This window comes from Microbacterium sp. SORGH_AS_0454, assembly GCF_031453395.1.
Lineage (GTDB): Bacteria > Actinomycetota > Actinomycetes > Actinomycetales > Microbacteriaceae > Microbacterium.
Map to the genome: position 1 here is coordinate 3,229,648 of NZ_JAVIYS010000001.1, position 20,765 is coordinate 3,250,412.

General features: G+C 69.6%; 19 protein-coding genes. 1 reads left to right on the forward strand and 18 read right to left on the reverse strand.

What is annotated here, in order from left to right:
- Nucleotides 1-45 precede the first annotated feature (45 nt).
- Both erpA and QE454_RS15570 read right to left on the reverse strand, forming a co-directional pair.
- Nucleotides 46-411 carry an iron-sulfur cluster insertion protein ErpA gene (gene erpA / locus QE454_RS15565; RefSeq protein ID WP_210076305.1) on the reverse strand — a complete coding sequence of 122 codons (366 nt, stop codon included), beginning with the start codon at nt 409-411 and terminating at the stop codon, nt 46-48.
- A gap of 71 nt (nt 412-482) precedes the next feature.
- A complete protein-coding gene (locus QE454_RS15570) occupies nt 483-1,877 on the reverse strand; it encodes a dipeptidase (RefSeq protein WP_210076307.1) in 1,395 nt (464 codons plus the stop codon).
- A gap of 46 nt (nt 1,878-1,923) precedes the next feature.
- Here QE454_RS15570 and QE454_RS15575 point away from each other — a divergent pair, with 46 nt between their 5' ends.
- Entirely contained in the window at nt 1,924-2,496 is a 573-nt protein-coding gene (locus QE454_RS15575; RefSeq protein ID WP_210076309.1) for a DUF3043 domain-containing protein, read from the forward strand.
- Nucleotides 2,497-2,696: 200 nt separating this feature from the next.
- Here QE454_RS15575 and QE454_RS15580 read toward each other — a convergent pair whose 3' ends face one another.
- The 16 genes from QE454_RS15580 to ftsW form a co-directional block, all read right to left on the reverse strand.
- Nucleotides 2,697-3,722, reverse strand: coding sequence for a quinone-dependent dihydroorotate dehydrogenase (locus QE454_RS15580; protein WP_267786746.1), 1,026 nt, complete (start codon nt 3,720-3,722; stop codon nt 2,697-2,699).
- A 10-nt stretch (nt 3,723-3,732) separates the two neighbouring features.
- On the reverse strand, nt 3,733-4,224 hold the full coding sequence (gene nrdR / locus QE454_RS15585) for a transcriptional regulator NrdR (protein ID WP_267786745.1): 492 nt from the start codon (nt 4,222-4,224) through the stop codon (nt 3,733-3,735).
- Between the two features lie 12 nt (nt 4,225-4,236).
- Nucleotides 4,237-5,538 carry a histidinol dehydrogenase gene (hisD, locus tag QE454_RS15590; protein WP_307316289.1) on the reverse strand — a complete coding sequence of 434 codons (1,302 nt, stop codon included), beginning with the start codon at nt 5,536-5,538 and terminating at the stop codon, nt 4,237-4,239.
- Between the two features lie 63 nt (nt 5,539-5,601).
- Nucleotides 5,602-6,873, reverse strand: coding sequence for a hypothetical protein (locus QE454_RS15595; protein WP_307459885.1), 1,272 nt, complete (start codon nt 6,871-6,873; stop codon nt 5,602-5,604).
- Between the two features lie 95 nt (nt 6,874-6,968).
- Entirely contained in the window at nt 6,969-10,433 is a 3,465-nt protein-coding gene (gene dnaE / locus QE454_RS15600; RefSeq protein WP_373458881.1) for a DNA polymerase III subunit alpha, read from the reverse strand.
- Nucleotides 10,434-10,624: 191 nt separating this feature from the next.
- Nucleotides 10,625-11,548, reverse strand: a complete 924-nt coding sequence (locus QE454_RS15605) for an RluA family pseudouridine synthase (RefSeq protein ID WP_210076318.1) — start codon at nt 11,546-11,548, stop codon at nt 10,625-10,627.
- Between the two features lies 1 nt (nt 11,549).
- Nucleotides 11,550-12,134 (reverse strand): signal peptidase II, encoded by a 585-nt coding sequence (gene lspA / locus QE454_RS15610; protein ID WP_210076320.1) that lies wholly within the window; start codon nt 12,132-12,134, stop codon nt 11,550-11,552.
- A 9-nt stretch (nt 12,135-12,143) separates the two neighbouring features.
- Complete coding sequence (locus QE454_RS15615) at nt 12,144-12,764, reverse strand: DivIVA domain-containing protein (RefSeq protein ID WP_210076322.1); 621 nt, start codon at nt 12,762-12,764, stop codon at nt 12,144-12,146.
- Nucleotides 12,765-12,897: 133 nt separating this feature from the next.
- A complete protein-coding gene (locus tag QE454_RS15620; RefSeq protein ID WP_094733641.1) occupies nt 12,898-13,200 on the reverse strand; it encodes a YggT family protein in 303 nt (100 codons plus the stop codon).
- Between the two features lie 2 nt (nt 13,201-13,202).
- Nucleotides 13,203-13,673: a cell division protein SepF gene (locus QE454_RS15625; RefSeq protein ID WP_307316271.1), complete on the reverse strand. Its 471-nt coding sequence runs from the start codon at nt 13,671-13,673 to the stop codon at nt 13,203-13,205.
- A gap of 31 nt (nt 13,674-13,704) precedes the next feature.
- Nucleotides 13,705-14,391: a YggS family pyridoxal phosphate-dependent enzyme gene (locus QE454_RS15630; RefSeq protein WP_307459880.1), complete on the reverse strand. Its 687-nt coding sequence runs from the start codon at nt 14,389-14,391 to the stop codon at nt 13,705-13,707.
- A gap of 65 nt (nt 14,392-14,456) precedes the next feature.
- Nucleotides 14,457-15,644 carry a cell division protein FtsZ gene (gene ftsZ, locus QE454_RS15635; protein WP_074694330.1) on the reverse strand — a complete coding sequence of 396 codons (1,188 nt, stop codon included), beginning with the start codon at nt 15,642-15,644 and terminating at the stop codon, nt 14,457-14,459.
- Between the two features lie 151 nt (nt 15,645-15,795).
- Nucleotides 15,796-16,728 (reverse strand): FtsQ-type POTRA domain-containing protein, encoded by a 933-nt coding sequence (locus tag QE454_RS15640; protein WP_307459876.1) that lies wholly within the window; start codon nt 16,726-16,728, stop codon nt 15,796-15,798.
- 2 nt (nt 16,729-16,730) lie between these two features.
- Nucleotides 16,731-18,137: a UDP-N-acetylmuramate--L-alanine ligase gene (murC, locus tag QE454_RS15645; protein WP_267786737.1), complete on the reverse strand. Its 1,407-nt coding sequence runs from the start codon at nt 18,135-18,137 to the stop codon at nt 16,731-16,733.
- A gap of 247 nt (nt 18,138-18,384) precedes the next feature.
- Nucleotides 18,385-19,458, reverse strand: a complete 1,074-nt coding sequence (locus QE454_RS15650) for a glycosyltransferase (protein ID WP_307459874.1) — start codon at nt 19,456-19,458, stop codon at nt 18,385-18,387.
- 47 nt (nt 19,459-19,505) lie between these two features.
- Nucleotides 19,506-20,759, reverse strand: a complete 1,254-nt coding sequence (ftsW, locus tag QE454_RS15655; protein WP_210076334.1) for a putative lipid II flippase FtsW — start codon at nt 20,757-20,759, stop codon at nt 19,506-19,508.
- Nucleotides 20,760-20,765: the final 6 nt, after the last annotated feature.

The window sequence follows — 20,765 nt, forward strand, 5'->3', positions numbered from 1 at the left end:
GGATTCCGGGGGCTCTCGATTCGGCGCCGGAGACCGGCGTCGGGGTCAGTGGAAACTGTCTCCACAGGCGCAGGAACCCTGCGCGTTGGGGTTGTCGATCGTGAAGCCCTGCTCCGAGATCGTGTCCTTGAAGTCGATGTTGGCGCCGTCGAGGTACGGAACGCTCATGTCGTCGACGATGACCTCGACGCCGTCGAAGTCGACGACCTTGTCTCCGTCGAGGTAACGCTCGTCGAAATACAGCTGGTAGATGAGGCCGGAGCAGCCGCCGGGCTGGACGGCGACGCGCAGACGCAGGTCGTCGCGGCCCTCCTGCGAGAGCAGGCTCTTCACCTTGTCGGAAGCGGCCGCGGTCAGGCCGACGCCGTGCTCGCGGGTGTCGGCGGAGGACGACAGTGTGGTGTCGGTCATGGCGATGCCCTTCGGTTGTTCGGTCGCGGGGACGGGACGAGTCTACGCCCGTCCCGCCCGCGCGGCCTCGATCAGTGCGAGCGCGCGTTCAGACGCGCGAGCAACAGCGCCTCGGAGACCAACGCGTTGCGGAAGGTCTCGAGGTGCAGCGACTCGTTCGGACTGTGCGCCCGGGCGTGGGGATCTTCCACGCCCGTCACGAGGATCTGCGCCTCCGGAAACTCGCGGACGAGGTCGGAGATGAACGGGATCGACCCGCCGATGCCGACGTCGACGGAGTCGACCCCGTATCCGTCGGCGAACGACGCTCGCGCCTCTTCCACGGCCCACCCGCTCGTGTCGACGAGGAACGAGTCACCGCAGTCGACGTCGCTGAATTCCAACTGCGCTCCGAACGGGGCGTGGGCGCGCAGATGCGCCTCGACCGCGGCGAAGGCCTCTCGGGCGTCCTGCCCGGGGGCCACGCGCGCGCTGATGACCACACTCGTCTGCGGAGAGAGGGTGTTGGATGCCGCCTCGACCGGGGTGGCATCCCAACCGGTGATCGTGATCGACGGCTTGTTCCAGATGCGGCTGAGGATTGAATCGCGTCCGATCGGACTCACCCCCTCGAGCAGGCCGGATTCGGCGCGGAGAGCGGACTCGTCGTAGGCGGGCGTCTCGGCGTCGCGCACGGCGAGGCCGTCGACCGCGACGGCGCCGTCGTCGTCCCACAGGGTCGCGAGCAGCTTGACCGCGGCGAGCATGGCATCCGGAACCGCCCCGCCCATCATCCCGGAGTGCGACGCGTGTTCGAGAGTGCGCACGGTCAGGGTGAAGCGGGCGTTGCCGCGCAGGGAGACGGTCAGACCGGGGGTGCGCTCGTCCCAGTTGCCGGAGTCGGCGACGACGATCACGTCGGAGCGGAGGACCTCGGCGTTGTCGGCGAGGAACTGCCCGAAGGAGCGCGAGCCGTACTCCTCCTCGCCCTCGATGAAGACGGCGATGCCGAGGTCGAGGTCGTCGCCGAGAACCTCGGAGACGGCCCGGATGGCCCCGACGTGGGCCATGACGCCGGCCTTGTCGTCGGCAGCGCCGCGACCGTAGAGTCGCCCGTCGCGGACGGTGGGCTCGAACGGCGGCGAATCCCAGAGCGCCTCGTCTCCGGGGGGCTGCACGTCGTGGTGGGCGTAGAGCAGCACCGTGGGGCGACCGTTTCGGGCCGCGCGCGTGGCGAGAACGGCGGGCTGACCGAACTCCTCGGTTCCGGGGATCGCGGCGCGCTTCACCTCGACGGAATCGAAGACGCCGGTGCCCTCGAGGAGGGCGGCCACGGCGTCTGCGCTCTTCACGAGTGCTGACTGGTCGAAGGCCGGCCATGCGATCGAGGGGATGCGCACGAGGGAGCCGAGATCGGCGAGGGCGGAGGGGATGCCGGCGTCCGCTGCTTTTTGCACAGCGTCCTGCCGGGACAGGTCGAGGGTCATGCGGGTAATCTTAAATCTCCCGATCAGCGAAGCACCGAGGTTTCCCGTGGCCAAGTCCCCCGCACCCGCCCCCAACGACACTCCCGTCGAGCCGACGGAGCTCGGTTCGGGCAAGGGCCGCGCGACGCCGTCGCGCGCCGAACAGGAGGCCGCCCGCAAGCGTCCGCTCGTGCCCGACACCAAAGAGGCCAAGGCCCGCGCCCGCGCCGAGCTCGCCGCTCAGCGCGAGAAGGCGCGCATCGGAATGGCCGCCGGCGAGGAGAAATACCTCCCCGTGCGCGACCGCGGTCCGCAGCGTCGCTTCGCCCGCGATTTCGTCGACGCCGGGTGGCACCTCGGTGAGGGCGTCATGCCCTTCATGATCCTCGTGATCGTGGCGACCCTGATCCCCGTCTCGTTCTTCCAGTACTGGTCGTTCGTGGCGCTGTGGATCTTCATCCTCTTCGTCGTCGGCGACATGATCATCACGTCGATCCGCATCAAGAAGGCCGCCAAGGAGAAGTTCGGCGAGAGCCGGCTCGAGAAGGGCCTCGGCTGGTACGCCGCGATGCGCACCGTCCAGATGCGCTTCATGCGCCTCCCCAAGGCGCAGGTCAAGCGCGGCCAGTACCCCGTCTGACCCCGGGTTCCACGAAACGGCGCGCCTTCGGGCGCGCCGTTTCTGCGTTGCGGGCCCATCACCCCATTTCGGCGTTGAGTGTCCAAGACACGCCGCTCGAGAACGTCTGGGCACGGCGTGTTCCGGACACTCGACATGCTTGCCGGCGCCTGGGGGCACGGTCGCCGCCGGGGCGCGGGAGTGGGAGACGCGTGCGCGGGTCAGCGGGTGCGGGCGAGACCGCGGTTGATCTGGCGGGCCCACAGCGGGCCGCGGTAGAGGAATCCGGTGTACCCCTGCACGAGGGTCGCACCGGCGTCGAGACGCTCGCGCACGTCGGCGGCGGTCTCCACTCCCCCGGCCGAGATCACGACGAACTCCGCCGGGACGACCTCGCGGACGAGCCGGAGCACGTCGACGGCACGCTTCTTCAACGGCGCGCCCGACAGCCCACCGGCGCCCATCGCCTCCACTCTCGCGGCATCCGTGCTCAGACCGGTTCGCGCGATCGTCGTGTTCGTGGCGATGATGCCGGCGAGCCCCGAATCGACGGCGAGGCGCGCGATGTCCTGCACCTCCGCGTCGTCGAGATCCGGGGCGATCTTCACGAGCAGGGGCGTATCGCCCGCGGCATCCCGCACCTCGGTCAGGAGCGGACGCAGCGTCTCGACGGCCTGCAGACCCCGCAGACCGGGAGTGTTGGGAGAGGAGACGTTGACGACGAGGTAGTCGGCGAGAGGGGCGAGCAGTCGCGCGCTGCGGACGTAGTCGGTCGTGGCGTCCTCGACGGCGACCACGCGGCTCTTGCCGATGTTGACGCCGATGATCGGGCGCCGACGCGAACGACGCACGCGGCGCAGTTTCGCCGCGGCCGCGGCAGCACCGTCGTTGTTGAACCCCATGCGGTTGATCACCGCGCGATCGGCGACCAGGCGGAACAGACGGGGTTTGGGGTTGCCCGGCTGCGGGAGCGCGGTGATGGTCCCCACCTCGACGTGTCCGAAACCGAGAGCTCCGAGGCCGCTGACCATCGTGACGTTCTTGTCGAAGCCCGCGGCGACGCCGAAAGGCGAGTCGAACACGAGGCCGAGCGCCTCGACCTTCTGCGCGGGCACGGGCGCGGTGAAGCGACGGACGAGGGATGCCACCGGCCCCGCCCCCGCAGCACGGATCACGACCGCGCCGAGATGGTGAGCGAACTCGGGGTCGAGGCGGGTCAGGACCGTACGGAAGAGAAGGGGATACATCCCCGCCAGGTTACTGGACCGGGTCGTCCTCGCCGATCCGTGCCGTCGAGCGCTCGGCGTGGTCGGCCCGCAGCTGAGCGATCGCGACGTCGAAGTCGTCGAGCGAGTCGAACGCCTGATAGACGCTCGCGAAGCGCAAGTAGGCGACCTCGTCGAGCTCGCGCAGCGGACCGAGGATCGACAGACCGATCTCGTTCGCCTCGATCTGCGACGACCCGGTCTGGCGGATGTTCTCTTCGACCTGCTGGGCGAGCACCGCGAGGTCGGCATCGGTCACCGGCCGCCCCTGGCACGCCTTGCGGACGCCCGACATGACCTTCTCCCGGCTGAAGGGCTCCACGACACCGGAGCGCTTGATGACATTGAGGCTGGCGGTTTCCACCGTCGAGAAACGCCCGCCGCACTTCGGACACTGGCGACGTCGACGGATGCTGAGGCCATCGTCGCTCGTGCGCGAGTCGATGACGCGAGAGTCCGGGTTGCGGCAGAAGGGGCAGTGCATGACGCCGCCAGACTACGCGTCGAAGCGCGCGGTCACGGCCTCGCCGTGCGCGGGCAGCGCCTCGGCGTCGGCGAGGGTCACGATGGCATCGCGCACCCGCGCGAGGGCGTCGCGGTCGTACTCGACGACCTGCTGGGGCCGCAGGAAGGTCGCCGCCGACAGACCGGCGCCGTAGCGTGCCTGTCCCCCGGTGGGCAGCACGTGGTTGCTGCCCGCGAGATAGTCGCCGAGGCTGACCGGGGTGTAGGGGCCGACGAACACGGCACCCGCGTTGACGAAGTCCTCGGGCCGCGGGTCGGAGAGGTGCAGCTCGAGATGCTCGGGCGCGTAGGCATTGCTGAACGCGGTGGCCTGGGCGAGGTCGTCGACCAGCACGACGGCCGACTGCGGGCCGTGGAATGCCGCGGTGACGCGCTCGCTGTGGCGGGTGGCGGCGACGCGGCCCGGGAGCGCCGCGAGCACGGCCTCGGCCAGGTCGGCGGAGGCGGTGACCAGCACGGCGGAGGCCTGCTCGTCGTGCTCGGCCTGGCTGACCAGGTCGGCGGCGACGAGGGAGGGGACGGCGCTGTCGTCGGCGACCACGAGGATCTCGGTCGCTCCGGCCTCGGAGTCCGTTCCGACCCGACCCGCGACGGCGCGCTTGGCGGACGCCACGAAGTTGTTGCCGGGGCCGGTCACCACATCGACCGGGTCGAGCCCGATCTCGCCGACGCCGTGGGCGAAGGCGCCGATCGCTCCCGCGCCGCCCATGGCGTAGACCTCGGTGACGCCCAGAAGCTTGGCGGCGGCGAGGATGACCGGGTGCACGCGCCCGCCGAACGCGGCCTGCGGCGGAGAGGCGAGGGCCACCTCGCGCACTCCCGCCACCTGTGCGGGAACGACGTTCATCACGACGCTCGAAGGATAGACGGCCTTGCCACCCGGGACGTACAGACCCACGCGGCGCACCGGCTGCCACCGCTGGGTCACGCGTGCACCCTCGCCGAGCTCGGTGACGACGGGGGCAGGCACCTGGGCCGCGGACGCGGTGCGCACGCGCGCGATGGCCTCGTCGAGAGCGGCACGGATGCCGGGATCCAGATCGCGCAGGGCTTCGTCGAGGTGGTCGGCTGGCACGCGCAGGGCGTGATCGCTCACCCGGTCGAAACGCGCGGCCTGCTCGCGAAGAGCTTCTTCGCCGCGCCGGGCGACGTCGTCGACCAGCCGGGCGGCGGTGGCGAGGGCCTCGTCGCGGGCGGCGTCGGCTCGCGGGACGACGGCGAGAAGCTCGGCCGGCGAGAGCACGCGGCCGCGGAGATCGATCGTGCGAAGCATGTGTTCCAGGCTACCGGCGCCTGCGAGCCGCCTCGCGCGGGGCGGGCGGCTCGCAGGCTCTGTTCAGCCGCGTGTGACGCCGGAGACGTCGTGCAGGTAGCCGATGCGGCCGTCGTCGTGGCGGACGACGAAGGTCTCGCCGCGGTCCTCGATCACGAGCGCCCACGCCGTGGGACCGATGTGGAAGATCGGTGTGCCGTAGTCGTCGACGATCTCGCGCTGCTCGGGAGCAAGCGCCCAGAACGCCTGCGCGTGCGGGTGGTCTTCGTGAGCGGTGCGCTGCTGGGCGGTGGGCTCGTCGCCCGCGGGGGCCTCCCAGCGCGAGTGATCCTCGCGATCGTCGTCATCGGCTCGCAGCGGAGCGAACACATCGGTGTCGTTGGCGTCGGCATGGGCGGGGAACACGCTGGTCGCCGGTGCCGGGTCGTGGGAGAGATCGGTCGAGCCGGTGTAGCTGCCCGGGACGGGGACGTCTGCCCCGGCCTCGGCGCCCGAGTCGGCGGCCGCCACGGGGGTCGCCGTCTGCTCCGCCGCCTTCGGGGTACGCGGGGTTCGCGGGCGCGCCACGACCGGACGGATCGGACGCGCGTTGCGGTGAGCCGGGATCTCTTCTCGACCACGGAAATCGGCCGAGAAGGGCGGGATCAGCGGCGCGAACACGGTGAGGACGACGCCCGCCAGCAGGAGGACGGCCTCGACCCAGATCACCCATGAGCGCGTCCAGACTCCGTTCGAATCGAAGACCGCGACCGTGTCCCACACCCACGCGATCCACACCAGGGCCGCGACGGTGAAGGCGACGGAGGCGAACTGGTCGATGCCGAGCGAGCCGACGCGCCGGATGCCCTGGGGCGACAGGCGCCGGAGCACGATGAGGCCGACCGCGACGGTGGGAAGGGCGATGGACGGGATCCACCACAGACCCGAGAGCCAGACGTTGGCACCACCGACGAGGACACCGGAGCCCGATTCGAGGATGTTGGTGCGGAAGAACGAGACGAAGAACGCCACGACCCAGACGCCGAGGAGCGCGACCTCGCGAACGGAGAACGGACCGACGCCGTAGTTGGGGCGGTCGGCACCTCCGTCGACCTGCGAGTGAGTGCCGGTGCGGGCGTTCGCGTGCGCCGCGGCGGGTACGGACGCGCCGCGGGATCCGGCGTCGAGAGCGCCGGTGTCGTGGCCTCCCGTGTCGGTCAGATCTGCGACGTCGCCATCGGAGCCCCGTCGACGGGCGCCGGTCGGCTGGTAGGGCGCGCGATCCTCGGTGCGGGATGGGTCGAGTGCGCCGGGGTCGGTGGGCGTGAAGCCGTCGTGGGGGGTCGGATCGGTCACGGTGGTCCTTTCGGAGGGCGGCAAGCGCCCGGTCATCCTAACCAGGGGATCCCCAGCATCCGCTGGGGTTGCAACTCTTTACGGAGGTGCGTCGATCAGCCGAGGCAGTTCGGGCCGAGGAGGCCCTTGAGCTCGCCGAACAGGTCGGCGGTCACGCGGACGGGCATCGGCACCTCGAACACTTTGGCGGTGCCGCCTTTGTGCAGCTTGAGGACGACCTCGGTCGAACCGGAATGCCGGCGCAGCATCTGCGCGAGCTCGCCGACGAGAGCCTCGTTCGCGCGCTGCTCCGGAACGACGAGGGTGAGCCCGCCCGCATCGTCGAGGCCCTCGAGGTCGGGAGCGAAGGCGCTCTGCGCGTGCAGGTTCAGCCCGTCGTCACGGCGCGAGACCCGACCACGCACCACGAGGATGGAGTCTCCCTGCAGGATCGGCGCGAACTCCGCGTAGGTCTTGCCCATGAACATCACGGTCACCTCGCCGTTGAAGTCCTCGACGGTGACCATGCCGTAAGGGTTGCCGCTCTGCTTCGCGACGCGGTGCTGGACGCTCGTCAGCAGGCCCGCCACGGTGACCTGATCGCCGTCCTGGACGTCCTCGGAGGCGAGGAGATCGTGGATCGACGTCGAGGCGTGCTTGGCGAGGGGCACCTCGAGACCGGCCAACGGATGATCGGACACGTAGAGCCCGAGCATCTCGCGCTCGAAGGCGAGTTTGTCCTTCTTGGTCCACTCGGGACGCTCGGGGACCTTCTCGACCTGCTGCGGTTCGTCCCACAGAGAGTCGAAGTCGAAACCCACCTCGCCGTTCGCCTCGCGACGCTTGTCGAGCACGGCCCCCTCGCACGCGTCCTCGTGGATCTCGACGAGAGCGCGGCGGGTCGACCCGAGCGAGTCGAAGGCGCCGGCCTTGATGAGCGATTCCACCGTGCGCTTGTTCGCCACGTGCAACGGGACCTTCGACAGGAAGTCGTGGAACGACGTGTACTTGGCATCTTGTCTGGCCGAGACGATCCCGTCGACGACGTTCGTTCCGACGTTGCGGACGGCTCCGAGGCCGAAGCGGATGTCCTCGCCGACGGCCGCGAAGAAGCGGATCGACTCGTTGACGTCGGGCGGCAGCACCTTGATTCCCATGCGACGGCACTCGTTGAGGTAGACCGCCATCTTGTCCTTCGAGTCCCCGACGCTCGTGAGCAGAGCGGCCATGTACTCGGCGGGGTAGTGCGCCTTGAGGTAGGCGGTCCAGTACGACACGAGACCGTAGGCGGCGGTGTGCGCCTTGTTGAAGGCGTAGTCCGCGAACGACTCGAGCACCTTCCACAGCGTCTGCTGCGCGACCTCGCCGAAACCGCGCTCGGTCATGCCGCCGAAGAACGTCTCTTTCTGCTTGTCGAGCTCGCTCTTCTTCTTCTTGCCCATCGCGCGGCGCAGCAGGTCGGCCTGACCGAGGGTGTACCCGGCGACACGCTGGGCGACGGCCATCACCTGCTCCTGGTACACGATCAGGCCGTACGTGGTGTCGAGGATGTCCGCCAGCGGTTCTTCGAGCTCGGGGTGGATGGGCTCGATCTCTTGCTGCTTGTTCTTTCGCAGCGCGTAGTTGATGTGCGAGTTCACGCCCATGGGGCCCGGGCGGTACAGCGCGAGCACCGCCGAGATGTCCTCGAAGTTGTCGGGGCGCATGAGACGCAGAAGCGAACGCATCGGCCCGCCATCGAGCTGGAACACACCGAGCGTGTCCCCGCGGGCGAGGAGCTCGTACGAGGCGGGGTCGTCGAGCTCGAGGTCCTCGAGCACGAGGGGGTGACCGCGGTTGGCTTCGATGTTGTCGAGGGCGTCGTTGATGATCGTGAGGTTTCGAAGCCCCAGGAAGTCCATCTTGATCAGGCCGAGCGACTCGCACGCCGGGTAGTCGAACTGCGTGACGATCTGGCCGTCCTGCTCGCGGCGCATGATCGGGATGATGTCGATCAGCGGCTCGCTCGACATGATGACACCGGCCGCGTGCACGCCCCACTGGCGCTTCAGGTTCTCGAGTCCCAGAGCGGTGTCGAAGACCGTCTTGGCCTCGGCATCGGTCTCGATGAGGGTGCGGAACTCGCTCGCCTCTTTGTACCGGGGATGCTCGGGGTTGAACATGCCGTCGAGCGGCATGTCCTTGCCCATCACGGCCGGGGGCATGGCCTTGGTGAGTCGGTCTCCCATGCTGAAGGGGAATCCGAGCACGCGACCGGCGTCCTTCAGCGCCTGCTTGGCCTTGATCGTGCCGTAGGTCACGATCTGGGCGACGCGCTCGTCGCCGTACTTCTCGGTGACGTATTGGATGACCTCGCCGCGGCGACGGTCGTCGAAGTCGACGTCGAAGTCGGGCATCGAGACGCGGTCGGGGTTGAGGAAGCGCTCGAAGATGAGGCCGTGCTGGAGCGGATCGAGGTCGGTGATCTTCATCGCGTACGCGACCATCGAGCCGGCGCCGGAACCACGGCCGGGACCGACGCGGATCCCGTGGTCCTTCGCCCAGTTGATGAAGTCGGCGACGACGAGGAAGTACCCGGGGAACCCCATCTGGAGGATGACGTCGGTCTCGTACTCGGCCTGCTTGCGCACGGCATCCGGGATGCCGCCGGGGTACCGGTCGTGAAGCCCGTTCTCGACCTCTTTGATCATCCAGCTGCCCTCGGTCTCGCCGTCGGGCACGGGGAAGCGCGGCATGTAGTTGGCCGAGGTGTCGAACTCGACGTCGCAGCGCTCGGCGATGAGCAGCGTGTTGTCGCACGCCTCGGGGTGATCGCGGAACACCTGACGCATCTCGGCGGGCGACTTGACGTAGTAGCCGTCACCGTCGAACTTGAAGCGCTTCGGATCGTCGAGCGTCGAGCCCGACTGCACGCAGAGCAGCGCGGCGTGGCTCGTCGCGTCGTGCTGGTGCGTGTAGTGCAGGTCGTTGGTTCCCAGGAGCGGGATGCCGAGATCTTTCGACAGCTTCAGCAGGTCGCCCATGACGCGGCGCTCGATCGAGAGGCCGTGGTCCATGATCTCGGCGAAGTAGTTCTCTTTGCCGAAGATGTCCTGGAACTCGGCGGCCGCGGCCCGGGCGGCTTCGTACTGGCCGAGGCGCAGGCGCGTCTGCACTTCGCCGGACGGGCAGCCGGTCGTGGCGATGAGGCCCTTGCTGTAGGTCTGCAGCAGCTCTCGGTCCATGCGGGGCTTGAAGTAGTAGCCCTCCATGCTCGCCTTGGACGACAGCCGGAAGAGGTTGTGCATGCCCTGCGTCGTCTCCGACAGCAGTGTCATGTGCGTGTACGCACCCGAACCCGAGACGTCGTCGCTCTGCTGTTCGGGCGTGCCCCAGCGCACACGCGTCTTGTCGGAACGGTGAGTGCCGGGGGTGACGTAGGCCTCGATGCCGATGATCGGCTTGATGCCCGCGTCTTTCGCGGTCTTGTAGAACTCGAAGGCCGCGAAGGTGTTCCCGTGGTCGGTGACAGCGATGGCCGGCATGCCCTGTTTGACGGCCTCTTGGACCATCGGGCCGATGCGGGCGGCACCGTCGAGCATCGAATACTCGCTGTGCACGTGAAGGTGAACGAAGGAGTCTGCTGCCACGGGTCGAGTCTACGTTCGGCCCCCGACATCGATCACGGAAGTTCGCAGCCGGCGCTCAGTTCGACGCGCTCCCCCGGGCGCGTCGCCGGGGTCCCGGCATCCGGTCCGTCCGTCAGCGCCCAGGGAGCGTGCCGATCGTCCGGTCAGGCCCCGTCGCCGAGCAGCTCGAGGGCGTGCGCGAGATCCGCGGGGTACGGGGACTCGAACTCCACCCGCTCCCCCGAGCCGGGGTGCGTGAAGGCAAGTCGATGCGCGTGCAGCCACTGGCGCGTGAGACCGAGGCGGGCCGACAGCGTGGGGTCGGCGCCGTACAGGGGGTCGCCGGCGCAGGGGTGGCGGTGGGCCGCCATGTGGACGCGGATCTGGTGCGTGCGTCCGGTCTCGAGATGGATCTCGAGGAGGGAAGCGCGCGGGAACGCCTCGATCGTCTCGTAGTGCGTCACGGAGTCTTTGCCGTCCGGCGTCACGGCGAACTTCCACGAATGATTCGGATGCCGGCCGATCGGCGCGTCGATGGTGCCGGAGAGCGGGTCGGGGTGACCCTGCACGACCGCGTGGTAGATCTTGTCGACCTCGCGCTCCTTGAAAGCGCTCTTGAGCAGCGTGTAGGCACGCTCGGTCTTGGCGACCACCATGAGTCCGCTCGTTCCGGCGTCGAGGCGGTGTACGACACCGCGCCGCTCGGCCGGTCCGCTCGTGGCGATGCGGAAGCCCGCCGCGGCGAGGGCGCCGAGCACGGTCGGTCCGTCCCACCCCACGGAGGGGTGGGCTGCGACGCCGGCGGGCTTGTCGACCACGACGATGTCGTCGTCGTCATGCACGATGCCGAGGTCGGGGACCTCGACCGGCACGATCTCGGGCTCTCGCCTGGGCTCCCACTCGACGCTCAGCCAGGTGCCGGCGCGCAGGCGGTCGGAACGGCCGGCCACCCGGCCGTCGACGCTCACGCCACCGGCGTCGGCCACCTCGGCCGCGAACGTGCGCGAGAAGCCGAGCATCTTCGCCAGGCCCTGGTCGATGCGCGTCCCGTCGAGCCCGTCGGGGACGGGCAGGCTCCGCGACTCCATGTCAGCGAGCGCCCGGATCGGCGGGGGCTTCGACGTCGCCCTCGGCGGCGTCGGCCGTCGTGCTCGAGGCCTTGGTCTCGCGGGTCCCGTCGAGCTTGAGGCCGAAGAGCACGAGGACGGCGACCGAGATCATCATCGTGACGATGAACATGTCGGCGACGTTGTAGATCGCGGGCATCATCCAGGGCGTCGAGATGAAGTCGACGACGTGACCCACGGGGAACCCGGGCTCTCGCACCAAGCGGTCGGTGAGGTTACCGAGGACACCGCCCAGAAGCAGTCCCAGCACGATGGCCCAGAGACGGGAACGGACACGACGAACGCCGAGATAGACGATCACGCACGCGACCACCGCCAGAGCGATCGTGAAGATCCATGTGACGCTTTCGCCGAGCGAGAACGCCGCACCGGGGTTACGGACGAGATAGAACTGCAGGAAGTCGCCGATGATCGGAACCACGCGCTCCGAGGGGAGGCTGGCGATCGCGGCGTTCTTCGCAAACTGGTCGGCGGCCAGCACCAGCACCGCGAGAATCGCGATGGTGATGCCGGCCGCCGCCGTACGCAGAGGAGGTCGACTGCGCAAAGAGTCGGCCTACAGACCGATCGCCGACACCGGCGTCGAGCCCGAGGACGTCGCGGTGGTGTCGAGGTCGCGAAGCTGACCCTCGATGTACGAGCGCAGCTGCGAGCGGTAGTCGCGCTCGAAGTTGCGCAGCTCGGTGATGCGACCCTCGAGCGTGGTGCGCTCCTTCTCGAGACGGGCGCGCTCTTCGCGGCCCTTCTGCTCGGCCTCGGCGACGATGGACGCCGCCTGAGCCTGCGCCTCACCGATGAGCTGGTCGCGCTGGGCCTTGCCCTCGGCGACGTGCTCGTCGTGCAGGCGCTGCGCCAGCTCGATGATGCCGGCGCTCTGGGCGGCGGGCTCGACGTCGTTCGACGGCGCGGAGGCGACGGGGGCCGGAGCGGGCGTCTCGGCGACGACCGGCTCTTCGACCTTGGGGGCCTCGGCGGGGGCTTCGGCGGCGGCCGGGGTGGCCTCGCCGGACTCGTACGCCGCGAGCTTGGTCTTCAGCTCTTCGTTCTCGGCGATCGTCTTGCGCCACTCGACGACGATCTCGTCGAGGAAGTCGTCGACCTCATCGGGGTCGAAGCCCTCCTTGAAGCGGACGTGCTGGAACTGCTTGGTGACGACGTCATCGGGGGTCAGTGCCATGGTGTTTCCTCTTTCGAGAGCTCTGATGTCGGAACTGTGGGGGTGTCGCACCGGGGCGTACCGCTTCGGAACAGCATAGCCGCCGCCCTCCACCGGTGTCGAAGATCACTGGTGAAGAAGCGGCGGCGGAGAGTCACACGGCCGCGAGGGACCGCGTCACACTCAGAAGCATGAAGCAGACGAACATCACGATCGCGAAACCGAAATCGATCGCGATCCCCCCGATGCGCAGGGGTGGGATGAAGCGACGGATCAGCTTGATGGGCGGGTCCGTCACGGTGTAAACGATCTCTGCCAACACCAGCGTGACGCCGCGTGGACGCCATTCACGGTTGAACATCGGGATGTACTCGAGCACGAGGCGCGCGAGCAGGAGCACGATGAAGATGAACAGGATCGCGCTGAGGATGGAGCCGACGAGGCTCAGAACGGCCACTGTTACTGGGACGCGAAGGGCGCAGCTTCAGGGTCGGCCTGCGCGATCGCACCATCGCCGGACACGGCGATGTTCTCGGGCGAGAGCAGGAAGACCTTGCTCGTGACCCGCTCGATGCGACCGTACAGCCCGAGCGAGAGACCGCTCGCGAAGTCGATCAGGCGGCGCGCGTCGGCGTCGCTCATCTGCGACAGGTTGATGATGACCGGGATTCCCTCGCGGAAGTTCTCGGCGATCGTCTGCGCATCGCGGTACTGCTTGGGGTGCACCGTGAGGATCTCGCTCACGGGTCCGGCCGCGGGCTGGCGCACCACGGCGGGACGGTGCAGGGGGGTCACCGGCGCGGACTTCTCGAGGGGAGCGGCAGCGGTGGGCTGCTTGCGCGCGATGGGCTGCGGCGCGGTCTCCTCATAGGTCTCTTCCTCGTCGGCGAGGCCCAGGTACACCATCGTCTTCTTGAGGGGGTTCGACATCGCATCCTCCGTTCGCTCGTCTGATTCGAGGCTAGTCGCGCACGGGGCGCGGGCCCGTGATTGCCGAGCCGATCCGCAGGTGTGTCGCGCCCATTGCGACGGCTTCGGCGAAGTCTCCGGTCATACCGGCCGAGATCCAGCGCGCGTCCGGGACGACGGAGCGCACCGCCCCGGCGCACCGGTGCAGTCGCTCGAAGGCACGGGCGGGTTCTTCGTCGAGCGGGGCGACGGCCATGACACCGCGAAGGCGCAGCGTCGACAGCCCCGCGACGTGCACTGCGAGTTCCTCCACGCTCTCGGGAGCGACTCCCCCGCGACCGGGGTCGTCGGTGAGGTTGACCTGCACGAGGACGTCGAGGAGGTCGCCCGCGGCACCGGCGGCGTGCAGCGCGTCGGCGATCCGCGATCGGTCGACGGAGTGCACGGCATCCGCCCCCGCACGCACCGCCCGAGCCTTGTTCGTCTGCGCCTGGCCGATGAAGTGCCAGACGAGATCCGGGATGCCGTCGAGCTCGGCGCGCTTGGCAGTGAGCTCCTGCTGCCGGTTCTCGCCGACGTGCCGCACGCCGAGCGCGTGCAGGTCGGAGACGAGGGATGCCGGGTGGAACTTGGTCACCACGATGCGGGTGATCTCGGCGGGGTCGCGGTTCGCGGCCTCGGCGGCTTCGCGGATGCGCTCGTCGACGGCGGCGAGGCGGTCGGCCAGGGCGGTGTCCATGCTGCTCCTTCGACGACGAGAGCGGGCCCGGTGGAGACCGGACCCGCTCGTCGTACCGTTCGCTCTTACTTCAGGAAGTCGGGCACGTCGAGGTCGTCGTCGGCGTAGCCGCCGTCGTACGAGGTCTCGGGCACGCGGGCGGTCACCGGCGCAGGCTCAGGGCGACGCTCGGGAGCGCGCTCCGTCGCGGCCTTCTGCTCTTCGGCCGCGTCGAGGTCGCGAGCGACGTCATCGGCCGGGATGACGGGCACGACGGGCGCCGAGACGGGACGCTGGGCTCCGACCGCGTCGATGCGCAGCGACGGCTCGCCGCCGTCGAAGCCGGCAGCGATGACGGTGACGCGCACCTCGTCGCCGAGCGTGTCGTCGATGACGGTTCCGAAGATGATGTTGGCCTCGGGGTGCGCGGCCTCTTTCACCAGCTGGGCGGCGTCGTTGATCTCGAAGATGCCGAGGTTCGAACCACCCTGGATCGACAGCAGCACACCGTGAGCGCCCTCAATCGAGGCCTCGAGCAGGGGCGATTCGACGGCGAGCTCCGCGGCCTTGATGGCGCGGTCGGCGCCGCGGGAGGAGCCGATGCCCATGAGGGCGGAGCCGGCTCCCTGCATGACCGACTTCACGTCGGCGAAGTCGAGGTTGATGAGACCCGGGGTCGTGATCAGGTCGGTGATGCCCTGCACACCGGCGAGCAGCACCTGGTCGGCGGTCGCGAACGCCTCGATCATCGAGATGCCGCGGTCGCTGATCTCGAGCAGGCGATCATTGGGGACGACGATGAGGGTGTCGACCTCTTCTTTCAGGCGCTGCACACCGCCCTCGGCCTGGCTCTGACGGCGGCGGCCTTCGAACGAGAAGGGCTTGGTCACGACACCGATGGTCAGTGCGCCGATCGACTTCGCGATCTTCGCGACCACGGGAGCACCACCGGTGCCCGTGCCGCCGCCTTCGCCCGCGGTGACGAACACCATGTCGGCGCCGCGCAGCGCCTCTTCGATCTCTTCGGCGTGGTCCTCGGCGGCGCGTCGCCCCACTTCGGGGTCGGCGCCGGCACCGAGGCCGCGCGTCAGCTCACGACCGACGTCGAGCTTGACGTCGGCGTCGCTCATCAGCAGCGCCTGGGCGTCGGTGTTGATCGCGATGAACTCCACGCCACGAAGGCCGAGCTCGATCATGCGGTTGACGGCGTTGACGCCGCCCCCGCCCACACCGACGACCTTGATCACGGCGAGGTAGTTCTGGTTGTGGCTCATGCCGGCCTCCGTTTGTCCCCGAACCCGAAACTTTAAACCTCATGTTGAGGGTTAAAGAATTGCCCGGTATGCAATTCCTTAGCTCGAACGTAGGCGGCGGATGAGACCCCGCCCGCCCGACACGCGGCGTGTCGGATTATCGCCTCGAAGATCAGCGGACGACGCCCGCCTCGGGCGAGGTCACGTCGTATTCCTTCGCCCGATCCGGAGGGCTCTTCTGCATGAGACGGTCGAGGACGACGGCCTTCTCGGCGGAGCGGTCGGCGCTGCCCCACACGACCTTCGACCCCGACGCCCCGAGCGTCAGCGTCACGTCGTCGGGCGTCGAGGCCGACACCGCGGTGACCTCGGACCGCACGGCATCCGGAAGGGAGCGCACCACGCGTCCCGCGGCTCGGAAGGCGGCCGAGGCGGTGCCACCGGTGATGTCGAGCACCGGCTCGCCGGCGGGCGCGTCGGGGGTGGTCGACAGCGCGACGCCGGCGGCATCCACCACCGTGAAACCCGCCGCGGACTGCATCGCGCCGATCGGGGTGCGCTCCACGATGCGCACGACGAGATCGTGCGGCGGACGCGCCTCGAGCGTGTACGACTCCACGAGGGGGAAGCGCACCAGCGCCGCTTTGACGGCGCTGTCGTCGACCATCGCCAGCGGAACACCCAGCTGATCGCCCAGGGCGGCGGAGACGGCTGCCGGGTCGAGCTGTGAGGTTCCGACCACGTCGACCTTCTCGACCGCGAACAGAGGGCTGTACGCCACACCCGCCGTGCCGAGTGCCATGACGAGGAACGCCGAGATCACCCCGATCCACACGCGCCTCCGACGCCGCTGGCGCACGGTGAAGCGGCGCACCTCGGCCGAGAGCGCCCGGCGCCGGGCCCGGGAGGCGCGCCACACGTCGCGCAGACCCGCTCCCTGGGCATCCGACTCCCCCGCACCCGAGCCGGCATCGCGCGACCGATACAGAGGCGTGAGGGCCGTGGTGTCGTCGACCGAGGCCGGACGCCGCGTCGCCGCGGAGCGCTGAGGCGTGGGGCGGCGCGCGGACTCCGGCGTCGACGGCAGGGGCGAGGGCCGCTTCACGCTCAGACCGCCGCGGCCTCGGTGCGGGACAGCGCCTCGAGCACCTGCGGGATGATCTGGTACACGTTGCCGCAGCCGAGGGTGATGACGTAGTCGCCGGGGCGGGCGATCCCGGCCGTGTAGTCGGCTGCCGCCTGCCAGTCGGGCACGTAGTGCACGTGGGTCGGATCGGCGAAGGCACCGCTGACCAGCTCGCCGGTCACGCCGGGCACCGGGTCTTCGCGCGCGCCGTAGACGTCGAGCATGACCGTGTGGTCGGCGTGGGTCTCGAGCACCTCGGCGAATTCGCGATACATCTCTTGCGTGCGCGAGTAGGTGTGCGGCTGCTGGATCGCGATGATGCGTCCCTCGCCGACGACCGTGCGCGCGGCCGAGAGCGCGGCGGCGACCTCGGTGGGGTGATGCGCGTAGTCGTCGTAGACGCTGACACCCTGCTGCACGCCGTGCAGCTCGAAACGGCGGACCGTGCCGCCGAAACCCTCGACGGCGCGCGCGGCCTCGACGAGCGAGTGGCCGAGCACGCGGAGCACGGCGACCGCACCGGCGGCGTTGACGGCGTTGTGAGCCCCGGGGACGCGCAAGCGCACCTCGACGCTCTCGCCGTCGGCGGTGAGCGTGAAGGCGACGGGACCGTCGGTCCGGATGCCGCTGAGACGCACGTCTGCCGCCGCATCCTCGCCGAAGGTCACGACGTTCGCGTGCGTGATGCGCTCGCGCACGGAGCGAGCGCCGGCGTCGTCGGACGAGATCACCACGGCCTCACGCGCGGCATCCGCGAACCGGGCGAAGGCCGCGTCGAAGGCGTCGCGCGAGCCGTAATGGTCGAGGTGGTCGGGGTCGACGTTGGTGATGAGGGCGACGGAGGTGTCGTACAGCTCGAAGGTGCCGTCGGACTCGTCGGCCTCGATGACGACGAGGTCGTCGCTTCCCGTGCCGCTCGAGGCTCCGAGGTCGGCGATCACTCCGCCGTTGACGAACGTGGGGTCGACGTCGAGGGCGCGCAGGGCCGTGACGATCATGCCCGTCGAGGTGGTCTTGCCGTGAGCACCGGCCACCGAGACCAGGCGGCGCCCGCCGATGAGCCAGTGCAGCGCCTGGGAGCGGTGGATGACGTGCAGCCCGCGTTCCTTGGCCGTGACGAACTCGGGGTTCTCGGGCCAGATCGCTCCGGTGTGCACGACCGTGTCGGCATCCCCCAGGTGCGCGGCGTCGTGACCGACGTGGACGACCGCACCGCGTGCGGCGAGATCCCGCAGAGCGGCACTGTCGGAGCGGTCGGAGCCGGAGACCCGGATCCCGCGGTCGAGGAACATGCGCGCGAGTCCCGACATGCCCGACCCGCCCACGCCGATGAAGTGGGCGGAGGAGATGGTCTCGGGGATGGGGAGGCTCAGGTCGGGTCTGATCATGGCGCTTGCGAGTTTACGTCGCCGATCCTGCGCGAAGGTCTCGGCGCGCTGGGGAGGCGGGGCGGTCGAGGCCGGACGTCGGCGGCGGACCGTCGGACAGACCCGGGCGGGCCGGATGCCCGCGGCGGGCCGTCAGGCGGACTTCTCGGACGACACACCGACCGCACACAGCCCGAACCGGCATGTCGCCGACGAACTCCGCGCGACGGCACAGGCGGAGAGTGACGCCGGCGGCGGGGCGGAGGGGTCAGCCGCCGAGCGCCTCATCGATGAGGGCGATCACGTTCTCGGTTCCCGTGCGGATGCCGGTGCGCGCGGCGGCGTCGCGCATCGCGGCGCGGCGATCCTCGTCGCGCAGCAGCGGCACGATGTCGGCGCGCACGCGCTCGGGCGAGAAGTCGGCGTCGGGGATGAGCAGTGCGGCGCCCGCGCGGACGGAGGCTCCGGCGTTGAGGCTCTGCTCGCCGTTGCCGACCGCGTAGGGCACGTACACCGCCGGGATGCCGAGGGCATTGATCTCGCTGACCGTTGCGGCGCCCGAACGGGAGACGACGAGATCGGCAAGGGCGAAGGCGAGATCCATGCGGTCGACGTAGCGGACGACGGCGTAGCCGGCAACGCCCGGGTCGGGCAGATCGGAGTTCTGCCCCGTGACGTGCAGCAGCTGCCAGCCCGCGTCGAGGACGTCGCGCCACGCTCCGCCGAACGCGGTGTTCAGGCGCAGGGCGCCGAGCGACCCACCGAAGACCAAGAGGGTGGGGCGCGCGGCGTCGAGTCCGAAATGCGCAGCCGCCTCGGCACGGAGTGCTGGGGCGTCGAGCTCGACGATCTCTCGGCGCAACGGCATCCCGACCTCGCGTGCCCCGCGTAGCGGCGTGCCCTCGAAGGCCACACCGACGCCCGCCGCGCCACGGGCGCCCAGCACGTTGGCCAGGCCGGGCCGGGCGTTGGCCTCGTGCACGACGAACGGCACGCGTTCGCGCCGAGCCGCCACGTAGGCAGGCGCAGCGGCGTACCCGCCGAACCCGACGACGACGTCCACTCCGCGCGAGCGGATGAGGCGGCGAACGTGGGCGACCGCGCGCAGGAACCGCACGGGGAACGCCGCGGCTGCCCCGTTCGGTCGGCGCGGGAAGGGGACCTTGGCGACGGTGAGCAACTCGTAGCCGCGCAGCGGGACCAGACGGGACTCGAGGCCCTCGCGCGTACCGAGGACGAGGACATCGGCGGCGCCGTCGCGCGCACGAAGGCCGTCGGCGACCGCGAGCAGGGGGTTCACGTGTCCGGCGGTGCCGCCGCCGGCGAGGAGGTAAGTCGTCACTGTTCGACCCTAACCACGTCGAGCGCGGCCGAGAGGCGAGAGCGCGCTCAGCCGCGCGGACGGCGGGCGGATGCCGCGGCCCGGCGCGCCGTGCGCGGGGGCGCCTCGCTCACCGCGCGGCGATCCGGCAGGGTCCGTGCGCAGGACAGCAAGACGCCGCACCCGATCAGCACCGAGAGGAGCGACGTCCCCCCCTGGGACATGAACGGCAGCGGCACACCCAGCACGGGGAACACGCGCAGCACCACCGCGACGTTGATCATGGCCTGGCCGACGATCCAGATCGTGATGCCGCCCGCGACGATGCGCACGAAGGGGTCGTCGGTGCGGCGGATGATGTGGAAAGCGCCGACGGCGAAGAGACCGAAGAGGAGGAGCACCACGACGCAGCCGATGAGTCCGAGTTCCTCGCCCACGATCGCGAAGATGTAGTCGTTCGCCGCGGCCGGAAGCCAGTCGTACTTCTCGGCGGAGTTGCCGAGGCCGACGCCGAAGATCCCGCCGGCTGCGAGACCCCAGATCCCGTGCAGGGGCTGATAGCAGTCGCCGAGGTAGTTGGCGATGCAGTCCTGATCGAGGAAGCTCATGATGCGGCGCATGCGGTCGGCGCTCGTGATGGCGAACAGGGCGATGGCGCCGACGGCCGCGAGGGCCGGCAGCACGAAGATGCGCAGCTTCACGCCCGAGAAGAACAGAGCCCCCAGCAGGACGAGCACGAGGATCATCGTCGTCCCCAGGTCCTTGCCGCCCATGACGGTGGCCACGACGAGAGCGAAGACCGGAACGATCGGGATGAACACGTGCCGCCAGTCCCCCAGCAGCGTCTGCTTGCGGTACAGGACGTAGCCGAGCCAGAGCGCGAGAGCCAGCTTGAGGAACTCCGCCGGCTGAGCCTGGATGCCCGCGAGATTGATCCAGTTGCGGTTGCCGTTCGCCGAGATGCCCAGGGGGGTGAACACCAGCAGCTGGAACAGGGTCGCGAGGATCAGCGCGGGCCACGCCATGCGCTTCCAGAAGCGCAGGGGTGCTCGGCTGAGGACGAACATCAACGGGACGCCGATGACGGCGAAGACGCCCTGCTTGATCACGTGCTCGAAGGGGTTCTGCGCGCCGTCGAGAGCCGAGGTCGCCGACAGCACCATCACGAGACCGAAACCGGTCAGCAGGAGCGCAGCGGAGGTGATGAGCAGGAACTCGCTCGGCACGGGCCGGAACGCCCGACCCAGGGAGACACGGGCGGCGAGCCCGGTGCGTTCGGGTTCGTCGGGTGTGCGCCGCGGAGGAGGTGCCGTCGTGGTCACGCGAGT

Coding starts and splice junctions, on each gene's coding strand:
- QE454_RS15630 (WP_307459880.1), bottom strand. CDS start 14,391: ATGGACACCGCCCTGGCCGACCGCCTCGCCGCCGTCGACGAGCGCATC.
- dnaE (WP_373458881.1), bottom strand. CDS start 10,433: ATGCTCGACGGTGCCGCCCGCATCGGCCCGATGGTCCAAGAGGCCGTC.
- erpA (WP_210076305.1), bottom strand. CDS start 411: ATGACCGACACCACACTGTCGTCCTCCGCCGACACCCGCGAGCACGGC.
- QE454_RS15615 (WP_210076322.1), bottom strand. CDS start 12,764: ATGGCACTGACCCCCGATGACGTCGTCACCAAGCAGTTCCAGCACGTC.
- ftsZ (WP_074694330.1), bottom strand. CDS start 15,644: ATGAGCCACAACCAGAACTACCTCGCCGTGATCAAGGTCGTCGGTGTG.
- hisD (WP_307316289.1), bottom strand. CDS start 5,538: ATGCTTCGCACGATCGATCTCCGCGGCCGCGTGCTCTCGCCGGCCGAG.
- QE454_RS15625 (WP_307316271.1), bottom strand. CDS start 13,673: ATGTCGAACCCCCTCAAGAAGACGATGGTGTACCTGGGCCTCGCCGAC.
- QE454_RS15580 (WP_267786746.1), bottom strand. CDS start 3,722: ATGTATCCCCTTCTCTTCCGTACGGTCCTGACCCGCCTCGACCCCGAG.
- nrdR (WP_267786745.1), bottom strand. CDS start 4,224: ATGCACTGCCCCTTCTGCCGCAACCCGGACTCTCGCGTCATCGACTCG.
- QE454_RS15605 (WP_210076318.1), bottom strand. CDS start 11,548: ATGGAGTCGCGGAGCCTGCCCGTCCCCGACGGGCTCGACGGGACGCGC.
- murC (WP_267786737.1), bottom strand. CDS start 18,137: ATGATCAGACCCGACCTGAGCCTCCCCATCCCCGAGACCATCTCCTCC.
- QE454_RS15570 (WP_210076307.1), bottom strand. CDS start 1,877: ATGACCCTCGACCTGTCCCGGCAGGACGCTGTGCAAAAAGCAGCGGAC.